16 protein-coding genes are annotated in these 17,567 nt (G+C 41.4%); 3 read left to right on the top strand and 13 right to left on the bottom strand.

Annotated elements, in window-relative coordinates; all coding sequences use genetic code 11:
* Positions 1 to 37: 37 nt before the first annotated feature.
* The 7 genes from P5Y91_RS02705 to P5Y91_RS02675 all read right to left on the bottom strand — a co-directional run bounded on the left by P5Y91_RS02705 (position 38) and on the right by P5Y91_RS02675 (position 7,893).
* A complete protein-coding gene (locus tag P5Y91_RS02705) occupies positions 38 to 757 on the bottom strand; it encodes an O-methyltransferase (RefSeq protein WP_049496750.1) in 720 nt (239 codons plus the stop codon).
* A 1-nt stretch (position 758) separates the two neighbouring features.
* Complete coding sequence (pepF, locus tag P5Y91_RS02700) at positions 759 to 2,561, bottom strand: oligoendopeptidase F (RefSeq protein WP_023917673.1); 1,803 nt, start codon at positions 2,559 to 2,561, stop codon at positions 759 to 761.
* 72 nt (positions 2,562 to 2,633) lie between these two features.
* A complete protein-coding gene (locus P5Y91_RS02695) occupies positions 2,634 to 3,584 on the bottom strand; it encodes a competence protein CoiA (RefSeq protein WP_277838924.1) in 951 nt (316 codons plus the stop codon).
* 73 nt (positions 3,585 to 3,657) lie between these two features.
* A complete protein-coding gene (locus P5Y91_RS02690) occupies positions 3,658 to 4,239 on the bottom strand; it encodes an LptM family lipoprotein (protein WP_070666260.1) in 582 nt (193 codons plus the stop codon).
* Between the two features lie 167 nt (positions 4,240 to 4,406).
* Positions 4,407 to 5,579, bottom strand: coding sequence for an MFS transporter (locus P5Y91_RS02685; protein WP_223141215.1), 1,173 nt, complete (start codon positions 5,577 to 5,579; stop codon positions 4,407 to 4,409).
* A 70-nt stretch (positions 5,580 to 5,649) separates the two neighbouring features.
* Positions 5,650 to 6,996: a DUF1958 domain-containing protein gene (locus tag P5Y91_RS02680; protein ID WP_129299545.1), complete on the bottom strand. Its 1,347-nt coding sequence runs from the start codon at positions 6,994 to 6,996 to the stop codon at positions 5,650 to 5,652.
* 189 nt (positions 6,997 to 7,185) lie between these two features.
* A complete protein-coding gene (locus tag P5Y91_RS02675; RefSeq protein WP_004219627.1) occupies positions 7,186 to 7,893 on the bottom strand; it encodes a glucosamine-6-phosphate deaminase in 708 nt (235 codons plus the stop codon).
* Positions 7,894 to 8,018: 125 nt separating this feature from the next.
* On the opposite strand from P5Y91_RS02675, the gene P5Y91_RS02670 reads away from it, so the two are divergent.
* From P5Y91_RS02670 to P5Y91_RS02660, 3 genes are read left to right on the top strand one after another with little or no spacing between them, the layout of a single operon-like run.
* Positions 8,019 to 8,189 (top strand): NADH-quinone oxidoreductase subunit K, encoded by a 171-nt coding sequence (locus tag P5Y91_RS02670; protein WP_277838923.1) that lies wholly within the window; start codon positions 8,019 to 8,021, stop codon positions 8,187 to 8,189.
* A gap of 11 nt (positions 8,190 to 8,200) precedes the next feature.
* Complete coding sequence (queA, locus tag P5Y91_RS02665; RefSeq protein ID WP_003006367.1) at positions 8,201 to 9,229, top strand: tRNA preQ1(34) S-adenosylmethionine ribosyltransferase-isomerase QueA; 1,029 nt, start codon at positions 8,201 to 8,203, stop codon at positions 9,227 to 9,229.
* Between the two features lie 11 nt (positions 9,230 to 9,240).
* Positions 9,241 to 9,711 carry an arginine repressor gene (locus tag P5Y91_RS02660; protein WP_003006364.1) on the top strand — a complete coding sequence of 157 codons (471 nt, stop codon included), beginning with the start codon at positions 9,241 to 9,243 and terminating at the stop codon, positions 9,709 to 9,711.
* A 477-nt stretch (positions 9,712 to 10,188) separates the two neighbouring features.
* Here the strand turns inward: P5Y91_RS02660 and P5Y91_RS02655 are convergent, their stop codons facing one another.
* The 6 genes from P5Y91_RS02655 to P5Y91_RS02630 all read right to left on the bottom strand — a co-directional run bounded on the left by P5Y91_RS02655 (position 10,189) and on the right by P5Y91_RS02630 (position 17,463).
* Positions 10,189 to 11,523: a dipeptidase gene (locus P5Y91_RS02655; protein ID WP_277838922.1), complete on the bottom strand. Its 1,335-nt coding sequence runs from the start codon at positions 11,521 to 11,523 to the stop codon at positions 10,189 to 10,191.
* Positions 11,524 to 11,540: 17 nt separating this feature from the next.
* A complete protein-coding gene (locus P5Y91_RS02650; protein WP_049497262.1) occupies positions 11,541 to 13,052 on the bottom strand; it encodes a YfcC family protein in 1,512 nt (503 codons plus the stop codon).
* Between the two features lie 124 nt (positions 13,053 to 13,176).
* Positions 13,177 to 14,121 carry a carbamate kinase gene (gene arcC, locus P5Y91_RS02645; protein WP_049523138.1) on the bottom strand — a complete coding sequence of 315 codons (945 nt, stop codon included), beginning with the start codon at positions 14,119 to 14,121 and terminating at the stop codon, positions 13,177 to 13,179.
* Between the two features lie 85 nt (positions 14,122 to 14,206).
* Positions 14,207 to 15,223, bottom strand: coding sequence for an ornithine carbamoyltransferase (gene argF / locus P5Y91_RS02640; protein ID WP_021152877.1), 1,017 nt, complete (start codon positions 15,221 to 15,223; stop codon positions 14,207 to 14,209).
* Between the two features lie 85 nt (positions 15,224 to 15,308).
* Complete coding sequence (gene arcA / locus P5Y91_RS02635; RefSeq protein ID WP_003017680.1) at positions 15,309 to 16,538, bottom strand: arginine deiminase; 1,230 nt, start codon at positions 16,536 to 16,538, stop codon at positions 15,309 to 15,311.
* A 235-nt stretch (positions 16,539 to 16,773) separates the two neighbouring features.
* Positions 16,774 to 17,463 (bottom strand): Crp/Fnr family transcriptional regulator, encoded by a 690-nt coding sequence (locus P5Y91_RS02630; protein ID WP_021152876.1) that lies wholly within the window; start codon positions 17,461 to 17,463, stop codon positions 16,774 to 16,776.
* Between the last annotated feature and the right edge of the window lie 104 nt (positions 17,464 to 17,567).

Below are 17,567 nucleotides of genomic sequence, written 5' to 3'. Positions count from 1 at the left end.
ATTTTACCACAAATTAGAGAGAATACCTTAAATTTACCTAAAAAGAGCTAGGATCTGGCAAGGTTACCGTCTCTGTATTTTTCCGAATCATCAAAATACCATCTCCAAGTGGCACCAAACTAGCGGTCAAATCTGGATGATTGAGAGTCGCATGAAAGAGGTTCTGAAGCCCCCGGTAAATGGTTCGTTGCCCACGACGCACTTCCATGATGTCCTTGGCAACATCTCCTCCTTGGAAAATATCATCCAATACCACGACTCCCCCAACCTCTAAGAGTTCGAGAATTCGTGGCAAAAAGACGATGTACTTAGACTTAGCAGAGTCCATAAAGACAAAGTCATAGGTCTCTGTTAAATCCTGCAAGACATCTACTGCATCTCCTTCAAGCAAGGTGATTTGTTTTCTCTGATCGTATTTAGCCAGATTTTCCTTAGCAAAGCCAATCATCTCTTCATTCCGATCAATAGTGGTAATTTGTGCATCGGGAGCATTTTCGGCCATTAAGAGCGCTGAAAATCCAATTGCTGTCCCAATTTCCAGGATTTTCTTTGGTTGTAGGGCTTGCAGGAGTAGTCTAAAGTAAGCTACCGTTTCATGCGGAATAATCGGAATATTTTCCTTGCGGGCGAATGCTTCTAACTCCTCCAAGGCACCTGCTACCGGTTTTTGACGCGTGCGCATAAAGTCAACGATCTCGTCTTTAACCACTGGCCGGCGCATATTGTGGTTGGCATTTTTACTATAAGACTCTACCATCTTATGCGAGTCCTAATTTTTCTACTAGGGCTTCAAATTCATTCAACCGACGTTCAAAGACCGCAAAGGCTGCGTCCAAGTAGTCTTCTTTTTCCATATCCACACCTGCTTTGCGGATGACATTGAGTGGATAATCAGAATTTCCAGCTTTCAAGTAGTCGATATATTTATCACGATCTTCTTGTGTTCCATGAACAATCTTTTCAGCTAAGGCTGAAGCTGCTGCAAAACCTGTTGAATATTGGAAGACATAGTAGTTATAGTAGAAGTGAGGAATCCGAGCCCATTCATATTGGATCTCAGGGTTGTCTTCTTTTGAAAGACCATAGTATTTTTCATTGAGCTCTGCATAAAGGTTGTTCAAGAACTCACTAGTCAAAACGGTACCTTCTTGGTCTGCTTTATGGATGGCATGCTCAAATTCAGCAAACTGCGTTTGACGGAAGACGGTTCCACGGAAGCCATCCAAGAAGTGATTCAAAATAGCAAAACGAGTTGCATCGTCTTCTACTTCTTCTAACAGACGTTCGGTCAGGATATTTTCATTGGTTGTAGAGGCGATTTCGGCAAGGAAGATGGAATAGTCCCCATAGACATAAGGCTGGGTTTCACGGGTATAGCTAGAATGCATACTGTGACCAGTTTCATGCACCAAGGTGAAGAGATTATCCAATGTATCTTGCCAGTTCAACAACATGAAGGCATTGGTATCATAAGAACCACCTGAATAGGCACCTGAGCGTTTTCCTTGGTTGACATGCACATCAATCCACCGTTCGCTAAAGGCCCGTTTCACACGAGAAAGGTAGTCCTCACCCAAAACAGCCAAGACTTCTTCTGCTTTGGCCAACGATTCTTCATAGGTAAACTTGTAGTCTGTATCGGATAATGGCGTATACATATCGTACATCTTCAAGTCTGAGATTCCTAGAATTTTTGAACGCAATTGCACATATCGTTGCAAGAGTGGCAAGTGTTTATTCACAGCTGCTACCAAGCTATCATAAACACTTTCTGGTACAAAGTTTTCAGAAAGGGCCGCTTCACGGGCAGATGAGAATTTGCGAACTTTGGCATTGAAGTTGTGAACTTTCACATTGGTTTGCAAGGTTTTAGCATAGGTATGTTGGTACTGTTCATAAACCTTGTAGAGACCTTCGTAAGCTTCTTTACGAACGGCACGATCTTTTGATTCTACCAAAGAAATATAGTTTCCATGGGTTAATTGAACTTCTTCGCCCTTGTCATCATGTACAGTTGGGAAAACAATATCTGCATTGTCCAAGATTTCAAAGGTTTCCCCACCAGCCGCAAAGATCTCACCAGCTCCTGCAAGTAATTCCTCTTCTTTTTGAGACAAGACATGTTCCTTTTTCTCTAGCAAACGATCAAAATAATGACCATATTGTTCCAAGGCTGGAACCTCACTCACAAAGTCCTTGTATTGCTCATCCGTAATGGCCATGAATTCAGGCTCATAGAAGGCAAAGGTTTCACCCAACAAGCTATAAAGAGACATCCCTTTTGATTGGTATTCTTGGTATTTAGCCACTCGTGTGTCTTGGTCATTTTTCATATGAGCATAGACATAGACCTTTTCCAAACGACGGCTCAATTCCAAATATGCATTGGTTGTATCCAACAGTGTTTGCGCTGAATCCAACAAATGACCAGCATAGTGGCTTGCTGCTTTAATATCTGCAGCTAAGCTTGCTGCTTCTTCTTCCCAAGCTTGATCTGTCGCAAAAATTGTCGACAAATCCCATTGGTATTTTTCATCAATTTCATTACGTTGTTTTACCATTTCGATTAATCCTCCAATGGTACTATTTTAGCATAAAAATGAACATTTCGGGAGGATTTCTATCTTAGAAAGTTAGCTTTTCTGTTGAGCATAAAAACGTGGGGGATAAAGGATCTGAACGGGTTGGATCCCTTGCGACTGATAATAGGTCATAAACTGCTGGTAGTAACCTTCTACATTCTCTTTAATTTGTAGCAAGTTCTGTGAAAGGATCGGACGACAAAGAGGATAAAAGAAATCTAGCCCCAGTTCCATCAGATGTTGTCCCTGCAAATAGAGTTCTTCCTGAAGCTTCAGCCACTTTGGGTGACGATAAAAGAGTTGCTGCTGTATATACGTTAAAAATGTACGATCGAGCTCGACTGCCATTTGCTGCATGGGTTGCGAAAGATAAGGGGTCCGTAAGACTTCCAGTAAAGACCTTTGGCCAAAAGGGAAAATTTCTGTTTGATAATGTAAACGTCCACGTAAATCTTCATGAATAAGGTATTGCAAGCGGAGCTCTTTCTTGGTGAGATCCAATTCCCAAAGATGAAACCCTCGATTGTGACTAAAATAAAGAAAACCAGCTTGCAGTTTACTTAATCTTTCCTTGAGCCACAATTTTTTGCCCAGTAACCAATAGACCTGATAACCGTGGGCTCGATAAGCATCGCTTCTCTCCTTCAAACGTTCTAAAGATAAGGAGCTACATTGCACCTCCAAAGCTAATTTCTTGTCCACTATTAGAAGATCCGCAATTTGTTGAAAATCTGCTAAATAACTTTCGACTTCTGTTTTAGATTCCTGAGATGCCCAGTTATAAAGGCTGGCTTTTAGTTCCAGGTGCTCCAAGCTCTCCGCTTCGTGATGATAGGGACAATGCTGTAATTTTACATGAGCAAAATGAGCCCGTAGAACCGAGCCATTTTTTAGACGCACTGGACTATGACAAGCCAAGCAATAGAAGGGCCCTTCTGTCACAGCTGGGATCTCTTCCATACAGTTCCACCGCTTTTGATTGTTATCCATGGCAATAAACATAGGCCCACCTCCTCATCTATATCATTCGAAAAAAAATAGGAAAAAGGCTGGAAATTCCAACCTTTTCTTCTTTTTATTCTTCAGAATCTGAATCTGAATCATCACTGTCGTCATCTGCAACAGGAGATTTACTCAATTCTTTCTGCATATCTTTCATTTCTTTACGAGTACTTTCCAACTCTTCACGAGCATCTTTCAAGATTTCGATCAAAGCTTCACGGTCTTCTTTAGGAACGACTGTGCTATCTGAACCGATGCTTTCCAAGCCTTCATTAAAGATATCTTTTTGGTTTTCTAATCCTTGCTTTAAGGTACTAATCATTGCATCGTATTGTTCTTTTGCAGAACCTGTCACAGAAGTACCTGCTTCTTCAGTAATAGAAACAGATTGATCCATTAATTTTGCAAACAACTTTTTGAAGTCTCCAACTGTTTTAGCCTTGCTGATTTCAGCGTCTGTTAAGAGGCTAGAAGATGAAGTCTCTTCTGAATCTGTTGAAGTATCCTTGCTTTTTGAAGTGTTGGCAGATTTGCTCGTCACTTTAGTCGTTGATTGACTATTTGAAGTTTCCTTCTTTGTGTCTTGTTTGTTTGAACAAGCAGCTAGGGAAACAATCGTCAAAAGAGCAGCTGTCGATAAGATCATTTTTTTCATAAAATGGTCCCCTTTATATTTATTTTACCTCATTCTACCATCGAATACTTTGATTGTCAAATTAATCACTAGTTCTTAATAATAGCAAAAAAGTTGGACAAAACACTGTGAAATCAGTGTTTCTGTCCAACTCTTCGATGATTAGTCATACAATAGTAACAATTTCATTAGTCTACTTTGCCACCAAAAAGGCCGTGAGCCTTCCCTTGGGGCATTTTTAAGGCAAAGCTCAGCAAAAAGACGATCCCTACAACCCCTGCTAAAAAGAAACTCATGACTTGGTAACCGCCTCTTTCAATACAGAGGGCTGCGAGGGGTTGTAAAAGAATGGTTCCTAAATAACGAGCTCCTTGGACAATGGCCATAGCAAGAACCAAGTCTTTGCCATTTACCTGTTGGGCGATAAACCGTAAGGAGACCATAATCAACACCATCCCTGTTGTATGCTTGGCTAAAAGAGTTAAAAGCACTTTTAAGAAGACAGGACTTGGAAGAGCGTAGACGGCATATTGAGCGAAAATAATTCCGATTGGAAGAGCGATCAAAACCCGTAAAGGCCAGTGGTCCATGAATCGATCAGAGAAAAAGATCAAGGGAGCTTCCACTACGACGGAGATAGCTACAACCGTAGAGGCAATATGGACTGGTAGACCACTATCCATGAGCAACTCAGGAATATAGGTATGACCAATATTTCCAACCCCTGAAGCCAACCCAATCAACACAATAAAGAAGAGATAAGGTCCATTGTGAAGAAGAGGACGAATAGAGACCGGCTCTTTAACCTTTTCTTCTTTTTTCTCTCTTGTCTTCATCCGAACGGCACTTAGACAGAAAATGCTGAGTACAATGGTGATCAAAACCGTATAATAGACTGCTTGGGGGCTAAACTGATGATAGACCCAGCCAGCTATTTGGACACCGACCGAGTAGCCAATGGTTCCCCAAACGCGAATCTTCCCAAAAGCGTATGGACTTTGCGTTGCAAATACTTCCATCATGGGAGCTGTCCCATTCAAACAGACTAGAACAATCCCATAAAAAACAGTCAGCCAAAAGAGATTGGGGGCCCAAAGAAAACCTAAGACACCACCAATGATCACACTCAGACTGAGGGTCGTCATTTTTACGATTCCAAATCGCTCATTGATATACCCAAAGAAGGGTTGGGCTACCATGGATAAGAAAAAGGCAACCGATACCAAAGTCGACACTTGAGTTGCACTATAGTGCTTTCCCATCAAATAGACGGAAATGAGGGTCGTAAAGAGAGATGTGGACATAAAATAAAAACTATAGAGTAGCATATAAGCCGCATAAGAATTTCGGAATTTTTTCATATAAATCCTTTCTAAAAATATCGGAATGAGACAATGACAAAACCCAACTGACAATCAGTTAGGTTTTATTTTATTCTTTATTATAGCGCTTTTGAGCATCTTTTTTGCGTCTCTCACGACTTTGTTTTTCAATCGAGAGAATGATGACAAGAATAAGAATGGGAATCAAGATCAGGAAGTGATCTAGCGAAAGCCATTTACTGTGCTTAGCCGTTGTCTTTTTCCCACTTGCTGTTTCTTTGACAAGCTCTGGCTTGGCTCCTTCTTCCACCTTCATATCATCTCGGATACCTTCAGACAAGGTGTAGAGATCATTATCTACTGTCAGATAGCCATCTTTTACCGCAAGGGTCGGTTCTTTAGCCCCTTTTTTAACCGTTGCATAGAAGGGTTTTTCAAGTGTATAGGTCTTGCCGTCAATCTTCTGGACACCTGCATCTAACAATTTTTTATAGCCAAAATCTTTATAGGCTTTTTCGATCAAGGCATTGCCAAATGGGTGACGGTAATATTCCCCATCTTGGTCTGCCCAATCTCCTACGCCCATAATGACAGCAATTAAGCGCTGATTGCCCCGTTTGATGGTCGCGATATAGTTGAAAGCTCCACGAGGACTTGATCCAGTTTTTAAACCATCCACACCCTTCAAAGCATACTTAGCTCCTGGCAATGAATAATTGTAGGTATCAAAGGTTTCCTCATATGGGGTCCCTTTTTTGACCGTGACTTGTGCTTGATTGGTATAGTTTAAAATATCCGGGTATTGATTGATAAAATGATAGACCAAAATCCCTAAATCACGCGCAGTTGTCTGGTTGGCCGCATCATTTGGATAATTGTTTACCTGATAGTAACCTTGCAAGGTTGAGATGGCCGCTCCACTCGGGTTATTCCAGACCGTATTGGTCATCCCCAATTCCTTAGCCTTGGCATTCATACGCTCAATAAAGGCATCTGGATCATTGTTGGACATGAGATTGGCCAACATGAGGGTCGATACATTTGAGGATGGAACCACTGTCATGGTAATCAACTCAGGAATTGTATAGTCCACCCCAGCAACAATATTATTGTTGGAGATCTCATAGATCTTTCCGATCGCTTGGTCTGAAGCGGTCGCCTTGATCACTGTATCCTTACTGATCTTGCCATTTGCCATATCTTCAAATAAGAGATAGAGCGTCATGAGTTTACTCATGCTGGCAGGATCTCTGACTTCATCGATATTGTCTTTCCAAAGAACATTGCCCGTATTTCCGTCAATAATAAGCGAAGAATGTGGACGGTTAATGGCTTGGACATTGTCATTTGGATACATCTTTTGCGCCATATCCACCAATTCATCCGCACTCGCTAGAATTGGCTGGCATAAGAGACTCAGAAGGAGGCAAATATGGATCAAATATTTTTTTATCATAAACTTTTCCTTTATAACAGACTAATCAGCTGGAGGCTAAAAATAAGCTTCTAGCCCTCATGCCCTTTCCTCTTGTCTCCCAGTAGATAAAAAGAGCTAATCACAGCAGATAATTACTTGTATTGTACCATATTTTGAAGCAGAAAAAAACCTATCTGGCCCGAATAAATCGGCGATAGGTCCTGTTTTTTATCGACTTAACAAGCTCAAGGCTTCCTTATCCGCAATAATGGTCACATTTGGATGTCCTTGAAGGGCACTAGCTGGCACTTTTTCTGTCCTTTCACCCTCTACCGTACCTTTGATCGCTTGGGCTTTTGATTCCCCATAGGCAAACAAGACAATTGATTTCGCAGCTAAGATATTGGCAATCCCCATCGAAATGGCTTGGGTTGGTACATCTTCGATCTTATCAAAGAAACGAGAATTGGCCTCAATGGTAGAGTCATCCAACTGAACTAAGTGGGTCTGACTATCAAAAGATGTCCCTGGCTCATTAAAACCGATATGCCCATTGCGTCCGATTCCCAAGATCTGAAGGTCCACTGGATGGTCTTCGAGTATTTTGTTATAACGGATCACTTCTTGATCGGCAGATTCTTCTACACCTGATGGGAGATAACTTTCTTTGAATGGTTTGGCATCAAAGAGGTTTTTCTCCATGAAATACCGATAAGATTGAGGATCATCTCCCGTCAACCCTACGTATTCATCTAAGTTCACACTGATTAGATTAGATAAGTCCAAATCACTTTCACGAATTTGTTTATAAAACTCAAGGGGACTGCTTCCAGTCGCAAGACCTAAGGTTTGAGCACCTTCCTTTAAGGTTTCTTTTAATATATCAAAGGCAACTTTTCCACCTTCAATTTGGTCCTTTACTTCAATAATTTTCATTGGATAGACCTCCTATTTCTCTATGCTTTTATTATATGGTATAGACCAATTTTTGTCAAGTGAAACCGCTATCTTTTTCTGGCATTTTTTTCATTTTCAAGTCGATTCGTGATATAATGAAAGGTATGATTGTATCACTATTATTCATCATTTTTTTGATCGGACTCCTTGTCTTTCTCTTATCTTTCTTGATTCATCAAAGAAAGATTCTCAAGGTCCTGATCTTTTTGATGGGAATCAGCCTGATGCTCTTAGCTGTCGGGACTACCATCTATCTACTCACAAATTTAGTATAAAAGGAGCGCAAATGAATACCAACGACTTTGACTTTGATTTGCCTGAAGAACTGATTGCCCAAACCCCTCTTGAAAAACGAGATGCCTCTAAACTCCTGATCCTCGATCGAAAAACAGGGCAATTCCAAGACCGTCATTTTGATGCAATTTTGGATGAATTGGAGCCAGGAGATGCTCTTGTCATGAACAATACGCGCGTTCTACCTGCCCGTCTTCATGGGGTCAAACCAGAAACAGGTGGTCACGTCGAATTCCTTCTCCTTAAAAATACGCAAGATGACTGTTGGGAAGTCTTGGCAAAACCCGCAAAACGCTTAAAGGTAGGGGCTACAGTCAGCTTTGGAGATGGTCGTTTGACCGCAACCGTCGAGGAAGAATTGGAACATGGAGGGCGCATCGTTCGCTTCCACTACCAAGGGATCTTTTTAGAAGTCTTGGAAAGCCTTGGTGAAATGCCACTTCCTCCCTATATTCACGAAAAGCTTGCTGATCGCGAACGCTACCAAACCGTTTACGCCAAAGAAAATGGTTCTGCTGCAGCTCCGACGGCAGGTCTTCATTTCACCCAAGAATTGCTCCAGAAAATTGAAGCAAAAGGGGTTCACCTGGTCTATTTGACCCTTCATGTGGGCCTGGGAACCTTCCGTCCAGTATCTGTGGACAATCTTGAAGACCATGAGATGCACTCTGAATTTTACCAACTTTCTGAAGAAGCTGCCGCGACCCTTCGTCAGGTAAAAGCTGCAGGAAAACGCATCGTGGCCGTCGGAACGACTTCTATTCGGACCCTTGAAACGATTGGCAACAAATTTGATGGAGACATCCAAGCTGATTCAGGCTGGACCAATATTTTTATCAAACCAGGTTATGAATGGAAAGTCGTCGATGCCTTTTCAACCAACTTCCACCTTCCAAAATCAACTCTGGTCATGTTGGTTTCTGCCTTTGCCGGCCGTGAATTAACCCTCGAAGCATACCACCATGCGATTCAAGAACGCTACCGGTTCTTCAGTTTTGGGGATGCTATGTTCATCAAGTAAAGGAGTCTCTCATGAATAAAATTGAAAGCCGCCACCGCTTGATCCGCTCGATCATTTCTGAGCGTAGGATTCATACCCAACAAGAACTCCAAGAGGCCCTTGAAGCCAATGGCGTTCTCGTTACCCAGTCCACCCTTTCACGGGATGTCAAATCCTTGAATCTAGTAAAAATTAACGAGGGGGATAGTTCCTACTATGCCATGAATACCATCGCTCCTTCCCGTTGGGAGAAGCGCCTGCGGATGTATATGGAAGATGCCTTAGTCATGTTGCGCCCCGTTCAAAACCAGGTCGTTGTAAAAACTCTTCCAGGCCTCGCTCAATCTTTTGGAGCGATCTTAGATGCATTGGAACTCCAAGAAATTGTAGCCACCATCTGTGGAGACGATGTCTGTTTGGTTATCTGCGAAGACAACCAAGGAGCTTTGGATTGTTTTGAAAAATTAAAAGAATTCACCCCACCCTTCTTCTTTAGTAAATAAAAAGTTTGGAAACCAAGTTTCCAAACTTTTTAAAATGTAGATAAACTATCTTAAAATAAGGTGAGCGATTCTGCAAAATAATTAAAATGTGTTCTAATTTTTTGAATGAATGAAGAAAACACTGAACTTTCCGCCGTGAGAAAAGTGCCTGAAACAAAATTGTTTCAGGCACTCGGAATTATTGAGAGTAAAACAGTTTGGGAAACTGTTTTAGCCTGAGCCCAGAAATTAAAAAGCGAGGGAGCTCAATACAAATTGAACACAGGCTGCGGATTGTGTCAAAAAGATAAGTTCTCCTAGAATCGAAAGATTCCGCGTCAAACTTCCTATTTTGACTTTATCCGCAGACGCCCTTAGTATCTTGATTTAGTCTTGGAACTTCGTAGAAGTTCGCTGACGTCCGTACTCACCTAAGGAAAGTTTTTAGTATAAGTTTGTCTTCAATCTGAAAGTTTAGAAACTAAGTTTCCAAACTTTTTATTTTGTCGCTAGGCGCTGAATGGCTTCTCGATAGATTTCCATCGCAGCGTAGAGATCGTCAATTTTTGCTCGTTCATTGGCCTGGTGCTCGGTCTGTTCTGCACCTGGGAAAAGAGCGCCGAAAGCTACACAATTTTCCATAGTTCGCGCAAATGTCGCACCACCTGAAGACATGGCTGGTGTCCTATCCCCAGTTTCTTCCTGGTAAACGGCCATCAAAGAGCTGACTAAAGGACTATCTAGCGGTACATATAAAGGAGCCAAATAGTCAAATTCTTCATACTCTAACTGATAGCTAGCCGCAATTTCTTGCAGACGAGCCACTAAATTCTCCTTATCTGCTAGGACTGGAATTCGAATATCAATTCCGATTTCTGATTGCTCTTGATCGATCACAAGGGTCGCAAGATTGAAGGAAAGATCCCCACTTGGTTCATCTGTAATTTTTCCAAATAGGGCTTCTCCAGTTGCATCCTCACCAACAGCATCTGCAATAAAGAGCAAGGCTGGGTGGGGTTGGATGAGCGACAGACTTTCCGCTAAACCGACAATGGCATTCACTCCTTCGGCTGCATCTTTCGAGTGCTTGGAAACACCCATAACCGTTACAGAATCTTCTGTTTGGCTATACTGAACCCCACTTTGATCCAAAACAGGAAGCAATTCTTCTAAACGATGACCTGCATAGGTCGCTTTATCTGGAACAACATTGAGGGCCTGACCAGCCTGTAAAGGAAGATCATCCCAACCTGGGCCATGCAATTTCACTTGTAACAAGCCTTTTTCAGCATAGGTTAGTGGGAAAGAAGAATCTGGCGCAAACCCAAGATCTGCTTGTTCTTCAATTTGATTGTAGCGGTTCATACAGCGCCACAAGGTTTCTTCATCCGTCCCAAAGATAAACCGGATTCGTTTGGTAAACTGAATGCCATCATCCAGCAAACTCTTAACTGCATAAAGGGCAGCGAGGGACGGACCCTTATCATCCTGCACACCACGACCTACTAGATAGTCACCGACAATGGTCGCTTCAAAGGGTGGCGTTTGCCAATCTTTCAGATCACCGGCTGGAACAACATCCAAGTGACAAAGAACGGCCAGGAGTTCTTCCCCCTGACCGATCTCTGCATATCCATAGTATCCTTCAGGATCTATATATGTTTGAAAACCTAATTCTTGAGCAAGCTCTAAGGTTTTTTCTAGGACATCTTGGATAGCTTGTCCAAACGGTGTTCCATTTTCCCCTTCATTTAACACAGAAGGGTAAGAAATGATGGTTTGAAGAGAGTTTAAAAACTGCTCTTTTACATCGTTCTTTATTCTATTTTTCATGAAACACCTACTTTATTCTATTGCAAGAATGGAACCACAGTTCCTAGTAGAAGAAGGGCAATGGTGATCACAACAATCGCTACGACTAATTTACCCATGAATTTCCACCATGCACTCAAGTCAACACGTCCAAGAGCAAGAGCTCCCATTACGATACCTGAAGTTGGTGCGATCAAGTTCAAGACACCAGATGCAGATTGGTAAGCTGTGACAATCAAGCTACCTGGTACATTGACGAATTTACCAAGAGGTGCCATGATACCCATTGTTGCGCTGGCAAGACCAGATGATGATGGGATCAAGAATGACATTGGCAAGTAGAAAATGTAAGTCAAGACAATGAACAATTGAGATGAAAGACCTTTAAGTCCTTCTTCACCCCAGTGAAGAATTGTTGCAGTGATCATACCATCATTCATGATGACTTGGATACCACGTGCTACCGCTACGATAAGAGCAACACTCAAGAGGTCAGCTGCACCATTCATGAAAGATGAAATGATTTTATCTTCTTTCAAGCCATAAATGATACCAACGAGGATTCCCATGAAGGCAAAGAGCATAGCTGTTTGTGGGAAGTACCATGTACCAAGAGCATCTGTGTTACCGATCAATTGACCAAGTACTGGAATTTTATGGAGAGATTCGTTGAAGGTTTCAAAGAATTTAATACCCAAATCTTTGAATGGGATAAATCCAGCAACCATGATCACGAATGTTGAGATGAAGACGACCAAGACACGTTTTTGTTTCTTGTTCATTTGTGAAGGAATTTCTTCGCCACTATCAACGTTGAAGTGTTTCAAATCTTCTTCACGAGTTGCATAGGTGAGAGATTTGGTTGGGTCTTTTTGAACCTTATCTGCATAACGGTATACATAGTATGTGCTAAGTCCTGTCAATACGATCCAGAAGATCACACGAAGTAAGAGGCCTGAAGCACTTGAGATACCTGCAGTATCAGATGCGATAACTGTCGCAAATGGGTTCAATGTTGACGCCAAACATCCGATTTGTGATCCTAAAAGGATAATGGCTACCCCTGTCAAGCTGTCAAAACCAACGGACATCATAACAGGTACAAGAAGTGGATAGAAGGCCATGGTTTCTTCACCCATACCATAAGTTGTACCACCAAGGGCAAACAATGGCATCAAGATCAAAATCAACATTTTTTCGCGGCCTTTGTATTTACGAACGATAGAAGCAATCCCTACATCAAGGGTACCTGTTTCGTTCACAACTCCAAGGAAACCACCGACCATCAAGATGAAGAAGGCTACGTCAATCGCTGCACTGGTTGGTGCTTTACCAAGCATGGCATTGATTGGGGCCATCAAAACATCCCAAATTCCTTGAGGATGTGCTTTTACAGATTCATAACTACCTGCAATGATAGCACCTGCATCGTCAACCTTGTATTGACCAGCTGGAATAATCCAAGTTAACACTGCCATAATAGCAATGATAATTAACAATACGGAAAAAGATGAAGGCATCTTAAATCCTTTTTTTGTTTTTTCACTCATTTGTCTTCCTCCTAACGCAACAAAGTGTGAGTGATGTTTTACAAGAGTCTCTTGTAAAACGCTTACCTATAGATTTATTCTATCACAATAAGCTTTAAAATACTAGTTTTTTCCTAATTTTTCATTAGTCTTTTTGGATGATTGTTCCACTTTCAGACTCAATCAAAGCGCCAAGGTTTTCAAGTGACGTAATAACTGCTTTTCCTTCTGGGCGACCATTGACGAAGGCAATCGCAGCTTCTACTTTAGGAAGCATGCTTCCTGGTGCAAATTGGTCTTGTTTGATATATTCTTCCAATTGAGCCACATTCACATGTTCCAATTTTGCTTGGTCTGGTTTGTTGTAGTTCACAAAGACATAATCGACACCAGTCAAAACGATGAAGAGGTCTGCTTCTACTAATTCAGCCAAACGTTGAGAGGCGAAGTCTTTATCGATTACCGCTTCAACACCAGATAAGCTACCATCTGCTTCTTTCACAACTGGGATACCGCCACCACCGGCTGCCACAACGACTTGACCGTCGTTCAACAAAGTACGGATGGTATTGATTTCTTTGATATCCACTGGTTTTGGTGAAGCAACGACTTTACGCCAGCCACGACCAGCATCTTCTTTGAAAGTTGCTCCTGTTTTTTCAGCTTCTGCTTTTGCTTCTTCTTCTGAGTAGAATGGACCGATTGGTTTGCTGAGGTTGACAAAAGCTGGGTCGTTCTTATCAACAACGACTTGTGTCACAACAGAAGCCACGTCTTTTTCGATTCCTTCTTCAAGAAGAGCATTTTGAAGAGCATTTTGAAGCCAGTAGCCAATGCTTCCTTCGGTCATAGCAACTAATGAATCAAGTGGGAAAGCAGGGTTTTTTTCAGAGTTTGCTGCCAAGTGTTGGAGCAAAAGGTTCCCTACTTGAGGACCATTTCCGTGAGTGATGATCAAGTCATCCCCATTTTTGATTAATTTGACTAAGTGTTTTGCTGTTTCTACAAGTGCTTCTTGTTGAGCTTGAGCAGAAGGATCAGATGAGAGAATAGCATTTCCTCCCAAAGCAACGACGATTTTTCTTGACATAAGTTATCCCTTTCTATAAAAAATAGGGGCAGGACTAAAGCTAGCAGTCCAGCCCCTATAGCTGTTGGTATACGGTTATAAAGTCTTAAACTTTTGGAATGTACAAGTTACCAAGAGTAGCTGCCATAACCGCTTTGATGGTGTGCATACGGTTTTCAGCTTGGTCAAAGTGACGAGCATATTTGCTGCGGAACACTTCGTCAGTAACTTCCATTTCTTCTACGCCGAATTTTTCAGCAACATCTTTACCGTAAACAGTATTTGTATCGTGGAAGGCTGGTAAGCAGTGCAAGAAGATCAAGTCTTCGTTATCAGCTTTCTTAATCAAATCCATGTTTACTTGGTAAGGTTTCAAAAGGGCAACACGTTCTGCAAATTTGTCTTCTTCACCCATTGATACCCAAACGTCAGTGTAAAGTACGTCTGCACCTTTCACTGCTTCGTCAGCATCTTCAGTGATCAAGATATGAGCGCCACTTTCTTTTGCAAATCCTTCTGCCAATTCAACGATTTCTTTTTCTGGGAAGAGTTCTTTTGGTGAGAAGATGTGTACGTTCACACCAAGGATAGCACCTGTTACAAGAAGGCTGTTCGCAACGTTGTTACGTCCATCACCACAGTATACAAGTGTCAAACCTTCCAAACGTCCAAAGTTTTCTTGAACTGTCAAGTAGTCTGCAAGCATTTGAGTTGGGTGCCATTCGTCAGTCAAACCATTCCATACTGGAACACCTGAGAATTCAGCCAATTCTTCAACCATACGTTGGCTGAAACCACGGAATTCAATACCGTCAAACATACGTCCAAGAACTTTAGCAGTATCTTCTGTAGATTCTTTTTTACCAAGTTGGATGTCGTTTGCACCTAGGTATTCTGGGTGAGCACCAAGGTCGATAGCTGCTGTTGTGAAGGCAGCACGAGTACGAGTTGAAGTTTTTTCAAACAAAAGCGCAATGTTTTTACCAGCAAGATAGTGGTGTTCAATGTTGCGTTTTTTAAGGTCTTTCAAGTGAGCTGAAAGTCCGATAAGGTATTCTAACTCTGCACGTGTAAAGTCTTTTTCTGCCAAGAAGCTACGTCCTTGGAATACTGAATCTGTCATTTCTAATTGTCTCCTATTTTCTTTCTAGTATTGATCAGTAAGAAGGAAGAGCTGATCCCTCAAGACCAGCTCTCGGTCTTCTCTATTAGATTTCTTCACGTTCAAATGGCATTGACATACAACGAGGTCCACCACGACCGCGAACCAATTCACTTCCGCGGATCTTAATCAAACGAAGTCCGTATTCTTCTAATTTCTTGTTTGTAACTGTGTTACGGTCGTATACAACTACCACACCAGGTGCGATTGTAAGAGTATTTGAACCGTCGTTCCATTGTTCACGAGCAGCAGCAACCACATTGCCATCGCCACAAGGAATCAATGTAACTTTTTCAACACCAAGGTTTTCAGCAAGCAATTCAGCCAAATCACCTTTTTCTTCAACAATCTTCAATGCTTCATTTTCATATGTTACAGAGAAGACGCGAAGGTTGCCTTGGATTTCTGGGTGGATGGTGAATTTATCGTAGTCCACCATTGTGAATACTGTATCCAAGTGCATGAATTTACGGTTGTTCGCAAATTCGAAGGCCAATACTTTCTTGAAGCCAACGTTCTTCTTGAAGATGTTTACCAACAATTTTTCAATTGATGCAGCATCTGTACGTTGTGAGATACCAACTGCCAAGACATCTTTAGAAAGGACCAATTCGTCCCCACCTTCGATACGAGTATCTTCTTCACGGTTGTATACCAAATCTACATTACCACCATATACTGGGTGATATTTGAAGATGTATTTACCATACAAGGTTTCACGGTTACGTGTATCAGCATACATGTGGTTCAATGATACTGCATTCCCAATTGTAGCAAATGGGTCACGTGTGAAGTACAAGTTTGGCATTGGATCGATCGCAAATGGGTAGTCAGATTCAACAAGGTCAGTCAAGCCTTTGTCAGCTTCTGGAATTTCTGGAAGCTCAGCTTTTTGAAAACCAGCCATTGTTTTTTCAACCAATTCTTGGTTGTCTTCAATACCACGAAGGATTTCGCGAATAGCGTTTTTAGTTTGGCGTCCACGAATGTTTGCTTCATCAAGATATTCTTCGATGAATTGTTCGCGAATTTCTGGAGTAGTCAATGACTCAGCTGCCAATTTTTCAAGATAAAGTACTTCGATTCCTTCGTTACGAAGCGCTTGAGCAAAATTGTCGTGTTCTTTTTGTGCATCTTCCAAGAATGGAATATCATCAAAAAGAAGACGCTCTAGATAGTCAGGCATCAAGTTTTCCAACTCTTTACCTGGACGGTGCAACATTACTTTTTTCAGTTTTCCAATTTCTGAGAAAACATGAATTGGTTTAGTTGACATCTGTCATCCTCCTTTTTTCTTTGAGCTTGTTCACAAGCTTATTACAATTGTTATTATATTCTTTATTGGTACCGCTTTCACAAAGGATTCTACTTTTTGAATGCAAAGAATTTGGCGTTTTTTTGAATCTTTCCTATTTTTTAGTTAATATGAAGCGTTTTCTTTGCATATTTTGCCTTTTATATTATTTTTATGAATATATATTTTTTTTAAAAAATAAAAAAAGATCAACAAATTAGTTGATCTCTTCAAAACTCTTTAAAAAGTAGGCTGTATCTAGAAAAGTTAGTTGTTTTCTCTCATACTGGATCTTATGAGAATCGATGAGTTTCTTTAAAACTTGATTGACAGTTTCTCGGGTTGTGGCTGCTAATTTGGCCATTTCCTTCATACTAATTGGAAATGGAAGCTGATTTCCTAGACTTTCATAATCCTTGCACAGAATGGCTAAGGATTGAATCACGCGCTCACTGGCACTAGCTGTCACGACATTACGCAAGCGCAACTCTTGAAATTCTAGGATGGAGGATAGCTTTCTCGTAATAAAGAGCAACTGCTCCTTGCTCTCTTGGGCATATAATTCATAGAGATTGACGGGGATCACGAAACAACGCAAATCCGTCACCGCACTAGCTGTATAATGGTAACGCTCATCCTGGAACATCCCACCATAAGGGAACAAAGCTCCCTTCTTTATATAATCCATATAGGAGAATTGGTCCGACGAATCAAATTGCTCAATACGAGCAAAGCCTTTTGCCAGAAGAAAAATGCGCTCCCGCTTATCTCCTGCATAAAATAAAATTTGTCCTTTAGGGATATCCCTGGCATGAATTTCAACAGCTAATTTATCAAATAGCTCCACTGGTAGCTCAGAAAAGGCTGGATGCGAGCGGAGCAACTGGTAATCTTCCTTTGTAATCATGTCTATACTTCCTCTTATTACTATTAGTAGTATAACATACTTTTTATAGAAAAGGGAAAGAAGTCTCTTTAGAACAGAAAAGTAATTCGAAACACCAAGTCATT

Source organism: Streptococcus taoyuanensis (assembly GCF_029589235.1).
Lineage (GTDB): Bacteria > Bacillota > Bacilli > Lactobacillales > Streptococcaceae > Streptococcus > Streptococcus taoyuanensis.
Note: the sequence above shows the minus strand (reverse complement) of the source record. Positions and strands in the feature narration are given on the sequence as shown.

Bases quoted from the DNA above. Each gene is read 5' to 3' on its own strand.
- P5Y91_RS02705 (WP_049496750.1), bottom strand. From the start codon at position 757: ATGGTAGAGTCTTATAGTAAAAATGCCAACCACAATATGCGCCGGCCA.
- pepF (WP_023917673.1), bottom strand. From the start codon at position 2,561: ATGGTAAAACAACGTAATGAAATTGATGAAAAATACCAATGGGATTTG.
- P5Y91_RS02695 (WP_277838924.1), bottom strand. From the start codon at position 3,584: ATGTTTATTGCCATGGATAACAATCAAAAGCGGTGGAACTGTATGGAA.
- P5Y91_RS02690 (WP_070666260.1), bottom strand. From the start codon at position 4,239: ATGAAAAAAATGATCTTATCGACAGCTGCTCTTTTGACGATTGTTTCC.
- P5Y91_RS02685 (WP_223141215.1), bottom strand. From the start codon at position 5,579: ATGAAAAAATTCCGAAATTCTTATGCGGCTTATATGCTACTCTATAGT.
- P5Y91_RS02680 (WP_129299545.1), bottom strand. From the start codon at position 6,996: ATGATAAAAAAATATTTGATCCATATTTGCCTCCTTCTGAGTCTCTTA.
- P5Y91_RS02675 (WP_004219627.1), bottom strand. From the start codon at position 7,893: ATGAAAATTATTGAAGTAAAGGACCAAATTGAAGGTGGAAAAGTTGCC.
- P5Y91_RS02670 (WP_277838923.1), top strand. From the start codon at position 8,019: ATGATTGTATCACTATTATTCATCATTTTTTTGATCGGACTCCTTGTC.
- queA (WP_003006367.1), top strand. From the start codon at position 8,201: ATGAATACCAACGACTTTGACTTTGATTTGCCTGAAGAACTGATTGCC.
- P5Y91_RS02660 (WP_003006364.1), top strand. From the start codon at position 9,241: ATGAATAAAATTGAAAGCCGCCACCGCTTGATCCGCTCGATCATTTCT.
- P5Y91_RS02655 (WP_277838922.1), bottom strand. From the start codon at position 11,523: ATGAAAAATAGAATAAAGAACGATGTAAAAGAGCAGTTTTTAAACTCT.
- P5Y91_RS02650 (WP_049497262.1), bottom strand. From the start codon at position 13,052: ATGAGTGAAAAAACAAAAAAAGGATTTAAGATGCCTTCATCTTTTTCC.
- arcC (WP_049523138.1), bottom strand. From the start codon at position 14,121: ATGTCAAGAAAAATCGTCGTTGCTTTGGGAGGAAATGCTATTCTCTCA.
- argF (WP_021152877.1), bottom strand. From the start codon at position 15,223: ATGACAGATTCAGTATTCCAAGGACGTAGCTTCTTGGCAGAAAAAGAC.
- arcA (WP_003017680.1), bottom strand. From the start codon at position 16,538: ATGTCAACTAAACCAATTCATGTTTTCTCAGAAATTGGAAAACTGAAA.
- P5Y91_RS02630 (WP_021152876.1), bottom strand. From the start codon at position 17,463: ATGATTACAAAGGAAGATTACCAGTTGCTCCGCTCGCATCCAGCCTTT.